We start from the raw sequence: 16,581 nt of genomic DNA, 5'->3' as shown, positions 1-16,581 counted from the left end.
GGAAAGGACGTAACGACCCATGGGAGCACAGCTTCGGGTCTACAAGCGCCGGATCCGCTCTGTCACCGCGACGAAGAAGATCACCAAGGCGATGGAGATGATCTCCGCGTCGCGCATCGTCAAGGCGCAGCGCGCGGTGGCCGCCTCCACTCCGTACGCCGATGAGCTCACCCGGGCGGTGACGGCGGTGGCCACCCGGTCCAACGCCAAGCACCCGCTCACCACCGAGAACCCGCAGGCCAAGACCGCTGCGGTGCTGCTGATCACGGCGGACCGCGGTCTGGCCGGCGGCTACTCGACCAACGCCATCAAGCAGGCGCTCGCGCTCTCCGCGCGGCTGCGTGCCGAGGGCAAGGACGTGGTGACCTACATCGTCGGCCGTAAGGGTGTCTCGTACTACAACTTCCGCGACCTCACGGTCGCGGGGTCGTGGACGGGCTTCTCCGACAAGCCGACCTACGGCGACGCGAAGGCCGTGGCGGTCGACCTGATCGAGGCCTTCACGGCCGAGACGGGCGGCGTGGACGAGCTCCACCTGGTGTCCACCAAGTTCGAGTCGATGCTGACCCAGACCCCGGTCGACGCGCGGCTGCTGCCGCTCAAGCTCGACGAGGTCAAGCTCAGCGACGACCAGCCGGCCAAGTCGGAGATCTTTCCGCTGTACGACTTCGAGCCGTCGGCGGAGGGCGTCCTGGACGCGCTGCTGCCGCGGTACGTCGAGAGCCGGATCTACAACGCGCTGCTGCAGTCGGCCGCCTCGGAGCACGCCGCCCGCCGGCGTGCGATGAAGAGCGCGACCGACAACGCGGGCGAGCTCATCAAGTCGCTCACGCGGCTTGCCAACTCGGCCCGTCAGGCCGAGATCACCCAGGAAATCAGCGAGATCGTCGGTGGCGCCAACGCGCTGGCCGACGCTAGCGCGGGGAGCGAATGAGAATGACCACCACTGTTGAGCCGACCACGGCGACGGGCCGCGTCGCGCGGGTCATCGGCCCGGTCGTCGACGTGGAGTTCCCCGTCGACGCGATTCCGGACATGTTCAACGCCCTGCACGTCGAGGTGGACAACCCCGACGGCTCGGGCAAGAAGACCCTGACCCTCGAGGTCGCCCAGCACCTCGGCGACGGCCTGGTCCGCGGCATCTCGATGCAGCCGACCGACGGCCTGGTCCGTGGCGCGCAGGTCTCCGACACCGGTGCGGCCATCTCCGTGCCGGTCGGCCAGATCACCAAGGGCAAGGTCTTCAACGCCCTCGGTGAGGTGCTGAACGTCGACAAGGCCGAGTTCGAGTCCCAGGTCGAGGTCCGCTGGCCGATCCACCGCAAGGCCCCGGAGTTCAAGGACCTCGAGTCCAAGACCGAGATGTTCGAGACCGGCATCAAGGTCATCGACCTCCTCACCCCGTACGTCCAGGGTGGCAAGATCGGTCTGTTCGGTGGTGCCGGTGTCGGCAAGACCGTTCTGATCCAGGAGATGATCTACCGCGTCGCCGAGAACTTCGGTGGTGTGTCGGTGTTCGCCGGTGTCGGCGAGCGCACCCGTGAGGGCAACGACCTCATCCACGAGATGGTCGACTCGGGCGTTCTGGACAAGACCGCGCTGGTCTTCGGCCAGATGGACGAGCCGCCGGGCACCCGTCTGCGGGTCGCGCTGTCCGCGCTGACCATGGCGGAGTACTTCCGTGACGTGGAGCAGCAGGACGTTCTGCTCTTCATCGACAACATCTTCCGGTTCACCCAGGCCGGTTCCGAGGTGTCGACCCTGCTCGGCCGGATGCCCTCCGCGGTGGGTTACCAGCCGAACCTGGCCGACGAGATGGGCCTCCTCCAGGAGCGCATCACCTCGACCCGCGGTCACTCGATCACCTCGATGCAGGCGATCTACGTCCCCGCGGACGACCTGACCGACCCGGCCCCGGCCACCACCTTCGCCCACCTCGACGCGACGACGGTTCTCTCCCGTCCGATCTCGGAGAAGGGCATCTACCCGGCCGTCGACCCGCTGGACTCCACGTCCCGCATCCTGGACCCGCGCTACATCGCGCAGGACCACTACGACACCGCGGTGCGCATCAAGGGGATCCTGCAGAAGTACAAGGACCTCCAGGACATCATCGCGATCCTCGGTATCGACGAGCTGTCCGAGGACGACAAGATCACGGTCCACCGGGCCCGTCGTATCGAGCGCTTCCTGTCGCAGAACACCTACGTCGCCAAGCAGTTCACCGGCGTCGAGGGTTCGACCGTGCCGCTGTCGGAGACCATCGAGGCCTTCAACGCGATCGCGGACGGCAAGTACGACTCCGTCCCGGAGCAGGCCTTCTTCATGTGCGGTGGCATCGAGGACCTCGAGAAGAACGCCGCCGACCTGGCGAAGAAGTAACCAGCTGTAACCGGCCGGCATGATGGCCGACCGTACGTGAGGGGTGGTCCCCGGGCTCCCGGGGGCCACCCCTCACGGCACACGGCGGCTGTGATCCCGGTCATCTCCGGGCCCTTGGTTTCATGCCGGGGGCGCGGGCCCGTTATTCTTACCGAAACTGCCGGGTAATCGGGCTGTTCCGATTCCCCGGCGAGAGCCTAGGAGCCCACGTTGGCTGAGCTGCACGTCGAGCTGGTCGCAGCCGACCGCAAGGTGTGGTCCGGTGCGGCCACCATCGTTGTCGCCCGTACGGCCTCCGGTGACACCGGCATCATGCCGGGCCACACCCCGGTGCTGAGCGTGCTGGAGACCGGTCCGGTCACCATCCGCACGGTGAACGACGGCACCGTCGTCGCCGCCGTCCACGGTGGCTTCATCTCCTTCGCCGACAACAAGCTCTCCATCCTCGCCGAGGTGGCCGAGCTGGCGGACGAGATCGACGTCGCCCGTGCCCAGCGCGCGCTGGAGAGCGCCCAGAGCGAGCTCGACGCGCACGCCGAGCGCCGGGCCGAGGTCCGCCTGGTGGCGGCCCGCGGTCTCAAGGCCGCCTGAGCGGAAGTCGAACCGACGGTCCCGGGGACGCGATTGCGTGACCCCGGGACTGTCGTATCAGTTGGTAGGACAGGGCGGTCGTTGATACGACCGCAACGGGGACGCAGGTAGCGAGGAGGTCGGTGAGCATGGTCCTCGCCCTTGTGGTGTGTGCGACGGTGGTGGCCCTCGGAGTGGCCGGCCTGGTCGCCTTCGCGGTACGCCGCCGGGTGATCCAGCGGGTCGGCGGCACGTTCGACTGCAGCTTCCGGCTGAAAATGCCCGCCGACGCCTCCACGCGGCCCGATCTCGACGAGAACGGACAGCCCACCTCCGCCCCGGTCCCGGTGACCGACGGCAAGGGGTGGGTTTTTGGTATCGGCCGGTACAGCGGCGACTCCATCGAGTGGTTCCGGGTGTTCTCCTACGCGCCCCGCCCGCGGCGGGTGCTGCCCCGGACCGAGATCGAGGTGCTGGGCCGCCGCTACCCGGAGGGCCAGGAGGAACTCGCCCTGCTGTCCGGCTCGGTCGTCCTGCGCTGCCTGCACAACGGCGCCCCGCTGGAACTCGCCATGAGCGACGACGCCCTCACCGGCTTCCTCGCCTGGCTCGAGGCGGCCCCCCCGGGGCAGAGGGTCAACGTCGCGTAGCGACGGAGATTGGGGGCACCTCCCGCCCGGAGGGTGGGGGAGTCGCGTAGCGGGGGTTAACCCTTCCCGGTGGCTTCCCTGGGATCCCTTTCCGTACGACCTGTCGGCGCCCTAGCGTCGGAGCGTTGGTTGTGCCACGGCACTCGGCCCGCTCACACTGTACGGAGGAGGTGTGCTCTCAATGACCGCTATGGCGCACGAGCCCGATCTTGACTTCGGCCTTGTTCCGGACCTGGACGAGGTGCTCTGGCAGGCGTGGAGGTCTCTCGAACTCCCCGAGGGCTATCGGGCGGAGATCGTAGAGGGGTTCATCGAGGTGTCACCTACCGGACGCGGCAGCCACTCGTTGGCTGCCAACAGGCTGCGGCGCGCACTGGACACGTTTCTGGCCGGCGGTGACCAGGCGGCCCACCAGGACACGAACGTCATCTTCGGGCGGAAGGTCTGGATCCCGGACGTCCTGATCGCACCGGAAGACCTCACCGAGGTCCTGGACCCCGAGGGGCTGGGGGCGGTGGCCGAGCGCGTTCTGCTGGTCGCCGAGGTCGTCTCGCCGGGGCACGAGTCCCGTACCCGGGATCTGGTGCGCAAGCGGCGGGCCTACGCACGGGCGGGCATTCCCGTCTACCTGGTGATCGACGAGCTGGACGGCCCTGGGCACGTCACGGTGCTGACCGCGCCCGATCCGGAGAAGGCCACCTACGAGGCCGAGGTGCGGATGCCGTACGGCACGGAGGTCACGATCCCCGAGGGCCCGGCCAAGGGCTTTGTGATCGGCGTCGCAATCACGGGTGGGCCGCGCGGGGCCTGACTAGGCTGGCCGCCATGGTGAATCTGACGCGGATCTACACCCGCACCGGTGACGACGGCACGACGGCTCTCGGGGACATGAGCCGCACCACCAAGACCGACCCCCGGCTGATCGCGTACGCGGACACCAACGAGGCCAATGCCGCTCTGGGGGTGGCGCTCGCCGCGGGGGCGCTGTCCGAGGACGTGGTGGCGGTGCTGACGCGGGTTCAGAACGACCTCTTCGACGTCGGCGCGGACCTGGCGACCCCGGTGGTGGAGGACCCGAAGTACCCGCCGCTGCGGGTGCTGCAGAGCTACGTGGACCGCCTGGAGGGGGACTGCGACCACTACCTGGAGCAGGTGGAGAAGCTGCGCAGCTTCATCCTCCCCGGCGGCACCCCCGGCGCCGCGTACCTGCACCTGGCGTGCACCGTGGTGCGGCGGGCCGAGCGGGCCACCTGGGCGGCGATCGAGCTGCACGGGGAGACCGTCAACCCGCTCACCGCCAAGTACCTGAACCGCCTCTCCGACCTGCTGTTCATCCTGGCCCGGGTGGCCAACAAGGAGCGCGGTGACGTGCTGTGGGTCCCCGGGGAGAACCGCTAGATGCACTGACCCGCCGGACCGCCGGACCCCCGGCCCCCGGACCGTCAGTGCCGCTCCCGCTTCGGGAAGAGCGTGTAGCTGGCGGCGATCAGCAGGCTGATGCCGGTGACGGCAGCCATCCGCAGGTACCACTGGTCGAGGCCGGCGGTCCGGGCGGCGTCCCCGGTCAGCCACTGGACGCCGGCGATCAGGGCCACCGTGACGACGGCGGCCACCAGTGTCCGGCCGAAGATCCGCCACTCGTGGGCGGCCCGCTCGCGGCCGTACTTCGGCGGCTTCGCCGGCCGCTCGCCGCCCGCGAAGCGGTGTGCGGCGTGGGCGTCGGCCCGGCGCACCAGCGCGTGGCCGTAGCCGACCGAGAAGCCCGCGTAGGCGGCGGCCAGGCCGTGGGACCAGTCGGCGACCGCGCCGGAGCGCAGGTCGTGGACGGTCGCCGCGAGGATCACCAGGTCGGTCAGCGGCAGGCCGATCAGCAGCACGGTGCTCGCCGTCCGCCACCGCAGCAGGTAGCGGGCGGCCAGCGCCAGGACGAGCAGCACCCAGAAGCCGATCTCACCGGCGACGATGATCGGGAACATGGCTCCAGCCTGCCCCGGCGGCCGTCGCCGGGTCATCGTCGCGGGGTGCCGCACCGGGTGCGACCTTCGATGTACGGCGTCTCGTCCGTGCGGTCGGTGCCGGCCGGGCCTGGCGGATGATGGGATGGCCGGTGTGAGACTCTCCCCCCGCCGGCAGGACCAGGCGGTCGCCGTCGCGGGCCTGGCCGCCGGCCTGCTGCTGATCGGCTTCGGCGCGTACGACAACCGCGGGCAGGTGCCGCCCTGGCTGCTGGTGCTGCCGCTGGTGGCGATGGCGGCGCTGGAGCTGCTGCGGCGGACCCGGCCGATCTGGGCGGTGTCGCTGGGCGGGCCGGTCCTGGCGGTGAACCTGGTCGCCGGGTCGGTGCTGGCCACCGTGGTGATGTACACCGACCTGCTGTACGCGGCCACCCTGTACGGGCCGCCCCGGATGTCCCGGGTGCTGCACCTGACCGGCGCGGCGACCACGGTGGTGCTCAGCGGCCTGACGGCGACCTACGGGGAGGTCTCGGACGCGCTGCTGGTGGTGGGCCTGTGCGGGCTGGTGTTCATCGCCCCGGTGTGGACCGGGGACCTGATGCGGCGCCAGCGGGAGCAGACCGAGAGCGCCCGGCTGCGGGCCGAGCAGACCGCGCTGCTGGCCGAGCTGGACCGCCGCAGCGCGGTGACCGCGGAGCGCGCCCGGATGGCCCGTGAGCTGCACGACGTGATCGCCAACCACCTCTCGGCCATCGCCATCCACGCGACCGGCGCGCAGTCGCTGGCCCGCCGGCAGTCCAGGGCCGAGGACGAGCCGCTGGTGGAGGCGCTGGCGGTGATCCGGCAGAACAGCGTCCAGGGCCTGGCGGAGATGCGCCGGATGATCGGACTGCTGCGCGAGGAGCACCCGGAGGAGTCGTACGCGGCGCCCAGGCTGGACGCCGTGGATGCCCTGCTCGCCCAGGCCAGGGCGGCCGGGCGGGGTGCCGGGCTGGCCTTCGAGGCCGAGGAGAGCGGTGAGCGCGGCGAGCTGGCGGCGCCGGTGGAGCTGGCGGCCTACCGGATCGTCCAGGAGTCGCTGACCAACGCGCTCAAGCACGCGGCGGCGGGTACGGTACGGCTGCGGATCGGCTACCGGGCGCAGGAGTTGGAGATCGTCACGGAGAGCCCGTACCGGCCCGGCGAGGGCCGGGCGCCGCTCGGGGCGCGGGCCGGGCTGGTCGGCATGGGGGAGCGGGCGCAGCTGCTCGGCGGGGTCCTGGAGGCGGGGCCGGACCAGGGGTGGTGGCGGGTGCGGGCAGTGCTGCCGCGGGAGCCGCGGCCGGCGGGGACGGTGCGGGGGCCGGGGAGGCCGGGGAGAGGGGAGGGACCCGATGACGGTGGTCCGGGTGCTGGTGGCGGAGGACCAGGCGGCGGTCCGGGCCGCGCTGGTGATGATCCTGCGCGCGGAGCCGGGGATCGAGGTGGTCGGGGAGGCGGCCGACGGGGAGGAGGCCGTCCGGCTGGCCGCCGGGCTGCGCCCGGACGTGGTGCTGATGGACGTCCAGATGCCCCGGCTGGACGGGGTCTCGGCGACCCGGCAGGTGGTCGCCGCCGGGTCGGCCCAGGTGCTGGTGCTGACCACCTTCGACCTGGACGAGTACGTGTGGGGCGCCCTGCGGGCCGGGGCCGCGGGCTTCCTGCTCAAGGACGTCGAGGCGGACGACCTGGTGGAGGGGGTCCGGGCGGTGGCGCGCGGGGACGGCATGCTGGCGCCCTCCGTCACCCGGCGGCTGATCAGGACCTTCGCCCGTCCTGGCCCGGCGGGCGGGCCGGCGGCCGCCGACGGGTGGGCGGCGCTGTCCTCGCTGACGCCGCGCGAACGCGAGGTGCTGGGCTGTCTCGGTGCCGGGCTGTCCAACGGGGAGATCGCGGCCCGGCTGGAGATGGCCGAGGCGACCACCAAGACCCATGTCAGCCGGATCCTCGCCAAGCTCGGGCTGCGCAGCCGGGTGCAGGCCGCGATCCTCGCCCAGGAGCTGGGCGTGCTGCCGTCCGAGTGACCGTCAGCTGCGGTCCAGTGCGGATCTCGCCCGTTCGGCGTCACCCGCCCAGACCATCAGCCGGGGCCCGGCGGTGGTCTGCACGAGGGTGTGCCGCACGCCGGCGGCGGTCAGCAGGCCGCCGAGCCGGGCCGCCTCGGCGGGGTCGGCGGGTGCGGCGACGGTGACCAGCAGGCCGTACTCGTCGGGGTTGCCGGGGTGCGGGGGGCGGGCCACCAGCGAACCGCCGCGCCGGTACGTCCAGCGCAGCAGCAGCACCAGGACGGCGACCACCACCAGGCTGAGCAGCAGTGCCAGCAGCGGATGCACAGCGGTCAACGCGCCAACCTCCCGTCGGTCCGGCACAGATCACACTCCTCAATCTCACCACGGAGCCCGCCGGGGCGTTAGAGTCCGGGCCGTGAGCGGCGCGGCTCCGGGGGGGGGGGGGGGAGACCCCTGCCCTGAGCCGCCTTCAGGCACCGCCCTGGAACCGCCGGAGCACGGGCCTCGGCCCCGCGGCTCCCGGTGGGTCCGACGGGCGAACATCGTCACTCGGGAGACCCAGCCATGAGCAACGCAGCCACCCAGCAGATCGCCGTGATCGGTGCCGGCCTGATGGGCGCGGGCATCGCCCAGGTGTCGGCGCAGGCCGGCCACCCGGTGGTGCTGCGCGACGTCACGGACGAGGCGCTGCAGCGGGGCCTCGCCGGGATCCGCGCCTCGTACGAGAAGTTCGTGGCGAAGGGCCGGATGTCGGCGGAGGACGCCGAGGCGGCGCTGGGCCGGATCACCACCACCACCGACCTCGGTGCGGTCGCCGGGGCGGACATCGTGGTCGAGGCGGTGTTCGAGCAGCTGGAGGTCAAGGAGAGCGTCTTCCGCGAGCTCGACAAGATCGCCAAGGAGGGCGCGGTGCTGGCCTCCAACACCTCCGCCATCCCGATCACCCGGATCGCCGCCGCCACCTCCCGCCCGGAGAGCGTGGTCGGCGTGCACTTCTTCTCGCCGGTGCCGCTGATGCGCCTGGTGGAGCTGGTGCGCGGCTACAAGACCAGCGACGAGACGCTGGCCCGGGTGCGGGCGTACGCCGAGGGCGTCGGCAAGGAGGTCGTGGTGGTCAACCGCGACGTGGCCGGCTTCGTCACCACCCGGCTGATCACCGCGCTGGTGGTGGAGGCGGCGAAGCTGTACGAGTCGGGCGTGGCCAGCGCCGAGGACATCGACACCGCCTGCCGGCTGGGCTTCGGCCACCCGATGGGCCCGCTGCAGACCGCCGACCTGACCGGTGTCGACATCCTGCTGCACGCGGCGCACAACATCTACGCCGAGACCCAGGACGAGAAGTTCGCCGCCCCGGAGATCATGGCCCGGATGGTGACCGCCGGGGACCTCGGCCGCAAGAGCGGCCGCGGCTTCTACGGCTACGAGTCCTAGGAGTGCGTCACCCGGGTGGTGGGCGGATCGCCGTGAGCGGGCCCACCACCCGGGTGAGTTTGCTCACGCCCGCGCCGCAGACGGGTGATTTGGGCGGGAATCGCGCATGAGTATGGGGACTTCCTGCGTATATTCCCTCGGACGGGTGAAGTTGACCGCCATCCCGCCGGGTGGGAGCAACCTGCGGAGTTGGTTCACCGTCAGATGAGGGGGAGACCGGCGCGGCGCCTGCCGGCCCGGCCCGGCCCCGTACCCCTGGCGGCACCCGCGCGGATCCCGGACCTGTACCCGGGATCGGCACCCTGGAGCGACACGGCGCATCGACACGGCGCATCGGCACGGCGGAGGAGGAGAGCGTGCGCATCACCGGTGACCACCGCGGCCTGGCCATCGAAGGCCGGCTCGACGTCCGCAGTGCCGCCGACGCGCGGGCCCACCTGCACTCCGCCGTCGACGGCGGGCAGGGCGACCTGGTGCTGGACCTCGGCCGCCTGGAGTTCTGGGACGCCACCGGTCTCGGCGTCATCATGGGCACCCACCGCCGGGCCGGCCGGCTCGGCCGCCGCCTCGTCCTGCGGGACGTCCCCGCGCAGCTGCAGCGGCTGCTGGTCGCCACCCGCCTGCACCGCATCCTCGCCGTCGAGGGCGCCCTCCCGGACGCCTACGGCGCCACCGTCCCGGCGCTCGGCGCCGCGGCCCCGCCGCTGGCGGCCCCGGCCGGCTGACCCGCCCGCCTCCCGGCCCGGTGCGGTCCGGTGCGGTCCGGCCGCCCGTGCTCCGCGCCGCCAACTTCCTTCCCCGGTCGGCCCGTCCGTGCGCCCTACCCGCCGGTACCTGCTTCGGTCGTGCACGGCCCTTCCGGGGCGGCCCGGAAACCGGGACCGGGTCTGTGCTCCGGGGAGCCGGTGTGGGAAAGTCTGCGCCAGAAGCCACGGCCACGCGGAGCCGGCCCGTGGCCGTACGGCGGCGCCGGGGGTTCAGCGCCGGACGGTCGATCATGGGCGGAGCATGGACGTGGGACAGCCAACCGGCGATTTCCGGCAGGACGGGCCGCGCCCCCGCACCCGCGAGGTGTTCCCCGGCGACCTGATGCTGACCGTGGGCGGCGCCGACGGCTCCGAGGTCACCGCCTGCCCGGACGGCTGGCGGCCCGAGCCCCGGCGCACCCGCGGACCGGCCCACCACGGCCCCGCGCTCGGCCCCGAGGTCGCGGTCGGCCCGCTGGCACTCGGCACCGGCCTCGCGGACCTGCCGGTGCTCGACCGGGAGGCCGACACCGCCCAGCTGCTCGGCCTGCTGGCGGAGGGCCGCTCGGTCCGGCTGACCGGCCAGCCCGGCTCCGGCCGCAGCGCCCTGCTGGCCGCCGTCGCGGACGCGGCCGACGCGCTGGCACCCGACGGGGTGGTCCGGCTCAGCGGCCACCGGCGGACCTACGCCGACCTGGTGCAGGACCTGTTCGCCGCCACCCACCACGCCCCCGGCGTCCGCCCCGACCGGCCGGAACTCGCCGAACGGCTCGGCGCGGTGGGCGCGGTGGTCACCATCGACGACGTCGAACTCGGCGAGGCGGAGCTGGAACAGCTGCTGGAGCTGGCACCCGACTGCGCGTTCCTGGTGGCCGCGGCCTCGGGCGGGCGGCCGCTGCCGGCCGGCTCGCGACTGCAGGACCACCCGGTGGGCGGCCTGTCGCGGGGCGCCTGCCTCAACCTGGTGGTCCGGCTGGCGGGCCGTCAGCTGGACGAGTCCGAACGGGCCTGGGCGGTCGACCTGTGGTTCGAGTCGGAGGGACTGCCGCTGCGCTTCGTCCAGGCGGCCGCACTGCTGCGCCAGCGCGACATCGCGGTCGACGCCCTGGTCGCCGCCCGCGAGGACCGCCGCAGCGTCTTCGGGACGGTCGAGGAGATCGAGGAGCCCGAGGACCCGGCCGAACTGGAGGCCGAACTGCGGCGCTCCGTCCCGCTGCCGACCGTGGCGGAGACCGCGGCACCCGCGCTGCGCCTCGCCGACGGGCTCGGCGACGCCGCCCGCGAGGTGCTCCGGCTCGCCCTGGCGCTCGGCGGCGAATGCCCCACCGCCTCCCACCTCCCCGCCCTGATCGACGTCGGCCACGGCGAGAGCGCACTGCAGGAACTGGTCGACGCCGGACTCGCCGTCCCGGCCGGCGGCCACCTCCGGCTGGCGGCGGGCGTCCTGGACAGCCTGGCCGCCCACTGGGAGACCGGCGAGATCGGGTACGGCGCCGCCGAGCACTTCTCCTGGTGGGTCGCGCACGGCTCGGTGGGCACCGGGCAGATCGCCGCCGAGGCCGAGGTGGTGCTCGGCGCACTGCTCGCCGACCGGGACGCCGGCCGCCCCGAGGCCGTCCTGCAGCTCGCCAGGTCGGCCGCGCCGGCCCTGGCGATGTCGCTGCGCTGGGGTGCGTGGGAGCGGTCGCTGCAGCTGGGACTGGAGGCCGCGCGCAGCCTCGGCGCGACCGGCGAGGAGGCCTGGTTCCACCAGGAACTCGGCGCGCTCGCGCTGTGCCTGGGCACCACCCAGCGGGCCTCGGCCGAACTGGACGCGGCCGTCGCCCTGCGCGCCGCCCTGGGCGAGCCGCGCGGCGGGGCGGCGGCCCGGCGGATGATCGAACTGCTGCGGGCCAGCCTGGCGGCGGAGCACGACGAGGACGAGGACGAGGGGTCGCCCGGCGGCCGCCGCCCGGTGATCCGGGCCATCGCCCAGGCGCCGTTCCGCTTCCGGACGGCGCCCAGGACCGGACGCGACCTGCGGCGCACGGTGCTCGGCGCATCGGCCGCGGTCCTCGCGCTCGGCGTGCTCGGCACCGCGATCGGCCTGAGCCTCGCCGGACCGGACGAGCAGGGCGGCGGCTCCGGCGGCCCCGGCCACTCGGTCGACGACTACGTGCTGCCCAGCGGCCTGATGCCGTCCGGCGCGAGCCCGTCGGCCTCCGACACCCCGACGCCCACCGAGAGCGCCACCGAGGCGGAGACCGAGACCCCCTCGGCCACGCCGAGCGCCTCCCGCAGTACGACCAGGAAGCCCACCCCGAGCAGGTCCGCGACGGCCACGACGACGGCCCCGCCCCCGGGCGGCGGCGGAGGGCCGGTCACGACGCCGCCCACGACCCCGCCGCCCACGAGCACGCCCCCGACCTCGGAGCCGACGAGCCCCTCGGCCTCGCCCTCGCCCAGCGGCACGTAGGCCGACGGGGTCAGAACAGCTTGAGCTTGTCGTCGTCGATGCCGCGCAGCTCGTCGTAGTCCAGCACCACGCAGCCGATGCCGCGGTCGGTGGCCAGCACCCGGGCCTGCGGCTTGATCTCCTGCGCGGCGAAGACGCCCTTCACGGGGGCCAGCAGCGGGTCGCGGTTGAGCAGCTCCAGGTAGCGGGTGAGCTGCTCCACCCCGTCGATCTCGCCGCGCCGCTTGATCTCGATGGCGACGGTGGCGCCGTCGGAGTCGCGGCACAGGATGTCGACCGGGCCGATCGCGGTCGGGTACTCGCGCCGGATCAGCTGCCAGCCGGCCCCGAGCACCTCCATCCGGTCGGCGAGCAGCTCCTGGAGGTGGGCCTCCACGCCGTCCTTCACCAGCCCGGGGTCGACCCCGAGCTCGTGCGAGGAGTCGTGCAGCACCTGTTCCAGGGTGATGATCAGCTTCTCGCCGGCCTTGTTGGTGACCGTCCAGACGCCGTCCACCTCCTTCAGGCTGCACGGCGGCGACATCCAGTTGAGCGGCTTGTAGGCGCGGTCGTCGGCATGGATGCTGACGCTCCCGTCGGCCTTCACCAGGATGAGGCGGGTAGCGGACGGGAGATGGGCGGAGAGCCGTCCGGCATAGTCGACGGAGCAGCGGGCAATTACGAGACGCACGGTCGACCACGCTAGCCCACCGGGGCCAGTTGATGCGATTCCGCGACAGCCGGGTGAAGAAAGCGCGCAGGCGGCCAACCATGGAGTGACGACACCTCGCCGCCGCCGACGCCGAACCGGCCCACGGTACGGCACCCGGATGTCCGGCCGCCGGGGTGCGTCCAACGGGGATGGAGAAGCGAGATGAACCGCTCCGACGGGATCCGGCCAATCTGCTCCACCGGGCGGCGCTCGAGCCGTGAATCGATGGATTCTCCAGCCGCGCTGAGCGACGAGTGACAACCTTGAGTAAGTGGCCGCCGCCCCACCTGGCGGTGTCGCCACGGCGTCGGCGTGCGCCCGGGATCCGGCCGGACCCGGGTTCTGCCCCCTGTTCTCGGTGCGCGGTCCCCGCGGGCCCCTGCGGCCCCGGTGCCGCCCACTGAGCCCTCGTCAGCCCGGACCGGCGGAAGCCGGACCGGGCGGCACCAGCCACCGCAGCACCTGTGCACCACCTGTGTGAGCACGGCACGGCACCATCCGCACCACGCACGACCACCCCGGCAGCCGCGCCAGGGTGGACCGCGAGAGGAGAACCCATGTCGCTCGACGTCTCACCGGCCCTGCTTGAGAAGGCCGAGAGAGGCGAGGTCGACGAGAGGGAGTTCGTCGACTGCGTCCGCGTCTCCCTGCCGTACGCCTGGGAGCTGATCAGCTCGTTGGTCGCCCAGCTCAAGGTCGACGGCACCGACTTCGCCGACAACCAGGTCCCGCCGCCCAGCGAGCAGGCCCGCGGCCAGCTGCTGCGCGCCATGGCCAGCGACGCGATCCGGGGCGCCCTGCAGCGGCACTTCGGCGTGCAGTTGGCGTTCCAGAACTGCCACCGGGTGGCCGTGTTCACGCCGTCCGAGGCCTCCGCCGAGCGTCACCGCCGCTTCACCTCCGTCCGGGCCCAGATCCTCAACCAGTCGGAAGAACTGCGGGACTGCTGAACCGCCCCGTCCCGCCGGTGGGCCGTCCTTCGGGGCGGCCCACCGGCGTTGGCACACCGGCGCGGCACCACTGCTGCCGCGGTGCCGTTCAGCCCAGCTGCGGCAGCACCTCGGCGCCGAGCCGGGCGATGTTCTCCAGGGTGGCCGCCCGGTCGCCGGAGCCTTCGGTGAGCAGGGCGAACCGGCGGATCCCGGTCCGCTCGGCGGTCGCCAGCAGCCGGTCCGCGCAGTCCCGCGGCGTGCCCACCGGGTGCAGCTCGCAGAGCAGTTCGGTGTACGCGTACGGGTCGCGCATCCGCCGCTCCTGGCCGTCCACGGTGCGGTGCGCGCCGAGTCCGTCGGCGAAGAACCCCGGCATCGCCCGGAGCAGTTCGGCGCGGGCGCCCGCGGTCCGGTCGGCGACCTGCGCCACCCCCGCCGCGACGTGTTCGCGCTCGACCCTGGCCAGCTGCTCCTCGCCGCGGCCGGCGGCCCGCCAGGCGGCCCGGTACGCGGCCAGCATCTCCTTCTTGTCCTCGTCGCCCGTGTGCATGCCCAGCAGCATCGGCAGCCCGCGCTCCGCGGCCGTGCGCACCCCGCCGGGCGAGGTGCAGGCCACCACCACCGGCGGTCCGGCCGGTACGGGCGGCCCGGCGGCCGGCCGGCGCCGCAGCGCGCCCCGCTCGTGCCGCTGCCGGGGGAAGCCGCGCAGCGCGGCCTCGGGCTCGGCGCCCAATCCCAGCCAGCCCCCCAGCGACTCCCGCGGCAGCGGCTCGGGGTACCCGGCCGGCTCCGCGGGGATCACCGGCTCGCCGGCCCGCGGCACCACCGCCACCTCGGGGAAGGTGAACTGCGGCCCTTCCGCGCCGACCCGGCCCTCCCGCAGCCAGCGCAGCAGCAGGTCCAGCCGCTCGGGGAAGCCCTCCTCGTACGCCGCCAGCCCGGTGCCGAACACCGACAGGTCGATCCACGGGCCGCCGCGCCCCACCCCGAGGGTGAACCGGCCGCCGGAGGTGAGGTGAAGCAGCGCGGCCTGCTCGCCGAGCTTCACCGGGTGGCCGGTGGACAGCACGCTGACCGCGGTGCCGACGCCGATCCGCCGGGTGCGCCCGAGCAGCAGGGCGGCCAGCGTCGCGGCGTCGGGGCAGACCCCGTACGGCACGAAGTGGTGCTCGGCCAGCCAGACGCTGTCCAGCCCGGACCGCTCGGCGGCGGTGGTGGCGGCCAGGGTGCGTTCCAGCGCCTCGCTCTGGCCCTGGCCGGGGAACTGCGCGGAGAGCAGGAAGGCACCGACCCGGATCGAGTCGGTGCCGGCCCGGTGCCCGAGCGCCGGAGCGGGCCCGGCCGCCGGCACCGGCGCGGGGGCCGGCAGCTGGACGGTGGGCCGGGGGGTGGTCTTGGTCATCGGAGGCCTCCTCGGGAGCGCGCAGGGTCTGCGTGCCCCGCCTTGTCCCCTTGTGAGTAACCCATGTCATGTGCCAATGGCACGCCGATCGACCAATTTCCCGAAAGAAAGGATGGATCTCGGGGGAAACACCCGGCCCTCGGGCCACCTCGTGATAGTGGCCCCTGAGCCGGGCCGCCGAGCCTTACCCTTGAGGGTAAATCGTGCCCGGCCGAGAGGTAGTCGACGTGTCGCCCCGCCGAAACCGGATCCCCAGCTCCGCCGGCCGCGAGGCCGCGCCGGCCGCCCCGCCGGGCGGCTCGCTGCGCCGCACCGAGAGCTACCGCGGCGAGGAGTGGGTGGTGCAGACCGTCGCGGGGACCGCGGGCCGGTTCTACCGCTGCCCGGGCTGCGACCAGGAGATCCCGCCGGGCGTCGGCCACGTGGTGGCCTGGCCCGAGCACGGCGCCGGGGTGGACGACCGCCGGCACTGGCACCGGGCGTGCTGGGGAGCGCGGGAGCGCCGCGGCGCCGACATCCAGCGTGGCCGCGGCGCTCCCCGGTACTGACCCTCGCGGGCCCTCGTGCGGGCGTCCCGTCAGGCGTCCCGGTTCTTCAGCACCAGCGCGCCGCCGACCAGGGCCGCCAGCGTCCAGGCCAGGCAGATCAGGAAGCCCGCCCCGGCGCCGTACGGCTGCCCGCTCTCGCCGTAGACCAGCAGCATCCGCCGGCCCGCGTAGTCGGGGAAGTAGTGCGCCACGCTCTTCACCTTCGGCACCGCCGACAGGATCGGCGACAGCAGGAAGAAGAACGGCACCAGGATGCCGAGCGCCAGGGTCTGGTTGTGCAGCATCGCGGTGACGCCGGCCGAGAACAGGCAGAGCATGGTCAGGTAGGCGGCGGCGCCGAGCACCGCGCGCAGCACGTTCGGCTGGCCCAGGTCGGTGGAGTGCTCGCCGAGCAGCGCCTGGCCGACGAAGAAGGTGACGAAGACCGTCACCAGCGAGACGGCCAGCGCCAGCGCACCCAGCACGACGGCCTTGGCGGTGAGCAGGGTGCCGCGCTGCGGCACGGCGGCCAGCGAGACCCGGATCAGGCCGCTGCTGTACTCGTTGCCGACCGCGAGGACGCCGAAGACGATGATGGCGAGCTCGCCGAGCCCGATGCCGGACAGCGAGGTGCTGGCGGCGTCGAACGGCCCGTTGCGGTCGAAGTCGCTGAAGTTGCTCTTGGCGAGCAGGGAGATCAGCACGCCGAGGCCGAGCACCACCAGGAAGGTCAGCGCCAGGGTCCAGATGGTCGAGCGGACACTGCGGATCTTGGTCCACTCGGACTGCAGGATCGCGGGGAAGGACGCCATC

18 protein-coding genes and 1 pseudogene are annotated in these 16,581 nt (G+C 73.1%); 13 read left to right on the top strand and 6 right to left on the bottom strand.

Going from position 1 to position 16,581, the window contains the following annotated elements; translation table 11 throughout:
• Positions 1–19: 19 nt before the first annotated feature.
• From AC2TEW_RS12205 to AC2TEW_RS12180, 6 genes are all read left to right on the top strand, one after another.
• Complete coding sequence (locus AC2TEW_RS12205) at positions 20–934, top strand: F0F1 ATP synthase subunit gamma (protein WP_484623385.1); 915 nt, start codon at positions 20–22, stop codon at positions 932–934.
• Positions 935–936: 2 nt separating this feature from the next.
• Positions 937–2,382 (top strand): F0F1 ATP synthase subunit beta, encoded by a 1,446-nt coding sequence (gene atpD, locus AC2TEW_RS12200; protein ID WP_484623384.1) that lies wholly within the window; start codon positions 937–939, stop codon positions 2,380–2,382.
• A 210-nt stretch (positions 2,383–2,592) separates the two neighbouring features.
• Positions 2,593–2,973, top strand: coding sequence for a F0F1 ATP synthase subunit epsilon (locus tag AC2TEW_RS12195; RefSeq protein ID WP_484623383.1), 381 nt, complete (start codon positions 2,593–2,595; stop codon positions 2,971–2,973).
• A 128-nt stretch (positions 2,974–3,101) separates the two neighbouring features.
• Positions 3,102–3,602, top strand: a complete 501-nt coding sequence (locus AC2TEW_RS12190; RefSeq protein ID WP_033824079.1) for a DUF2550 domain-containing protein — start codon at positions 3,102–3,104, stop codon at positions 3,600–3,602.
• A gap of 190 nt (positions 3,603–3,792) precedes the next feature.
• Positions 3,793–4,413 (top strand): Uma2 family endonuclease, encoded by a 621-nt coding sequence (locus tag AC2TEW_RS12185; protein WP_484623382.1) that lies wholly within the window; start codon positions 3,793–3,795, stop codon positions 4,411–4,413.
• A 14-nt stretch (positions 4,414–4,427) separates the two neighbouring features.
• Positions 4,428–5,000 (top strand): cob(I)yrinic acid a,c-diamide adenosyltransferase, encoded by a 573-nt coding sequence (locus AC2TEW_RS12180; protein ID WP_484623381.1) that lies wholly within the window; start codon positions 4,428–4,430, stop codon positions 4,998–5,000.
• A gap of 44 nt (positions 5,001–5,044) precedes the next feature.
• Here the strand turns inward: AC2TEW_RS12180 and AC2TEW_RS12175 are convergent, their stop codons facing one another.
• Together AC2TEW_RS12175 and AC2TEW_RS12170 are read right to left on the bottom strand one after the other, a co-directional pair.
• Positions 5,045–5,578, bottom strand: a complete 534-nt coding sequence (locus AC2TEW_RS12175) for a hypothetical protein (RefSeq protein ID WP_484623380.1) — start codon at positions 5,576–5,578, stop codon at positions 5,045–5,047.
• A gap of 495 nt (positions 5,579–6,073) precedes the next feature.
• Positions 6,074–6,310 carry a hypothetical protein gene (locus tag AC2TEW_RS12170; RefSeq protein ID WP_484623379.1) on the bottom strand — a complete coding sequence of 79 codons (237 nt, stop codon included), beginning with the start codon at positions 6,308–6,310 and terminating at the stop codon, positions 6,074–6,076.
• Here AC2TEW_RS12170 and AC2TEW_RS12165 point away from each other — a divergent pair.
• Together AC2TEW_RS12165 and AC2TEW_RS12160 are read left to right on the top strand one after the other, a co-directional pair.
• A pseudogene (locus AC2TEW_RS12165) lies at positions 6,264–6,401 on the top strand (histidine kinase); the annotation flags it as partial. The gene AC2TEW_RS12170 and the pseudogene AC2TEW_RS12165 overlap by 47 nt on opposite strands.
• Before the next feature lie 529 nt (positions 6,402–6,930).
• Positions 6,931–7,599 (top strand): response regulator, encoded by a 669-nt coding sequence (locus AC2TEW_RS12160; RefSeq protein WP_484623378.1) that lies wholly within the window; start codon positions 6,931–6,933, stop codon positions 7,597–7,599.
• A gap of 3 nt (positions 7,600–7,602) precedes the next feature.
• Here the strand turns inward: AC2TEW_RS12160 and AC2TEW_RS12155 are convergent, their stop codons facing one another.
• Positions 7,603–7,917, bottom strand: a complete 315-nt coding sequence (locus AC2TEW_RS12155; protein ID WP_484623377.1) for a hypothetical protein — start codon at positions 7,915–7,917, stop codon at positions 7,603–7,605.
• A 231-nt stretch (positions 7,918–8,148) separates the two neighbouring features.
• On the opposite strand from AC2TEW_RS12155, the gene AC2TEW_RS12150 reads away from it, so the two are divergent.
• From AC2TEW_RS12150 to AC2TEW_RS12140, 3 genes are all read left to right on the top strand, one after another.
• The gene (locus AC2TEW_RS12150; RefSeq protein WP_484623376.1) at positions 8,149–9,015 is read left to right on the top strand and encodes a 3-hydroxyacyl-CoA dehydrogenase family protein; all 867 of its coding nucleotides are present in this window, start codon (positions 8,149–8,151) and stop codon (positions 9,013–9,015) included.
• A gap of 356 nt (positions 9,016–9,371) precedes the next feature.
• On the top strand, positions 9,372–9,740 hold the full coding sequence (locus tag AC2TEW_RS12145) for an STAS domain-containing protein (protein WP_484623375.1): 369 nt from the start codon (positions 9,372–9,374) through the stop codon (positions 9,738–9,740).
• Between the two features lie 289 nt (positions 9,741–10,029).
• Entirely contained in the window at positions 10,030–12,216 is a 2,187-nt protein-coding gene (locus AC2TEW_RS12140) for an ATP-binding protein (protein WP_484623374.1), read from the top strand.
• Between the two features lie 10 nt (positions 12,217–12,226).
• Here the strand turns inward: AC2TEW_RS12140 and nucS are convergent, their stop codons facing one another.
• On the bottom strand, positions 12,227–12,886 hold the full coding sequence (gene nucS, locus AC2TEW_RS12135) for an endonuclease NucS (protein ID WP_033824085.1): 660 nt from the start codon (positions 12,884–12,886) through the stop codon (positions 12,227–12,229).
• Between the two features lie 578 nt (positions 12,887–13,464).
• On the opposite strand from nucS, the gene AC2TEW_RS12130 reads away from it, so the two are divergent.
• Positions 13,465–13,857: an SCO5389 family protein gene (locus tag AC2TEW_RS12130; protein WP_484623373.1), complete on the top strand. Its 393-nt coding sequence runs from the start codon at positions 13,465–13,467 to the stop codon at positions 13,855–13,857.
• A gap of 88 nt (positions 13,858–13,945) precedes the next feature.
• On the opposite strand, the gene AC2TEW_RS12125 is transcribed toward AC2TEW_RS12130, so the two are convergent.
• Positions 13,946–15,136: an LLM class flavin-dependent oxidoreductase gene (locus tag AC2TEW_RS12125; RefSeq protein WP_484623513.1), complete on the bottom strand. Its 1,191-nt coding sequence runs from the start codon at positions 15,134–15,136 to the stop codon at positions 13,946–13,948.
• A gap of 332 nt (positions 15,137–15,468) precedes the next feature.
• Here AC2TEW_RS12125 and AC2TEW_RS12120 point away from each other — a divergent pair, with 332 nt between their 5' ends.
• Positions 15,469–15,789, top strand: a complete 321-nt coding sequence (locus AC2TEW_RS12120; protein WP_484623372.1) for an Rv1322 family protein — start codon at positions 15,469–15,471, stop codon at positions 15,787–15,789.
• Positions 15,790–15,818: 29 nt separating this feature from the next.
• Here AC2TEW_RS12120 and AC2TEW_RS12115 read toward each other — a convergent pair whose 3' ends face one another.
• Positions 15,819–16,580: an ABC transporter permease gene (locus AC2TEW_RS12115; protein ID WP_484623371.1), complete on the bottom strand. Its 762-nt coding sequence runs from the start codon at positions 16,578–16,580 to the stop codon at positions 15,819–15,821.
• Position 16,581: the final 1 nt, after the last annotated feature.

The organism is Kitasatospora sp. NEAU-CNBT7, from assembly GCF_057220535.1.
Note: the sequence above shows the minus strand (reverse complement) of the source record. Positions and strands in the feature narration are given on the sequence as shown.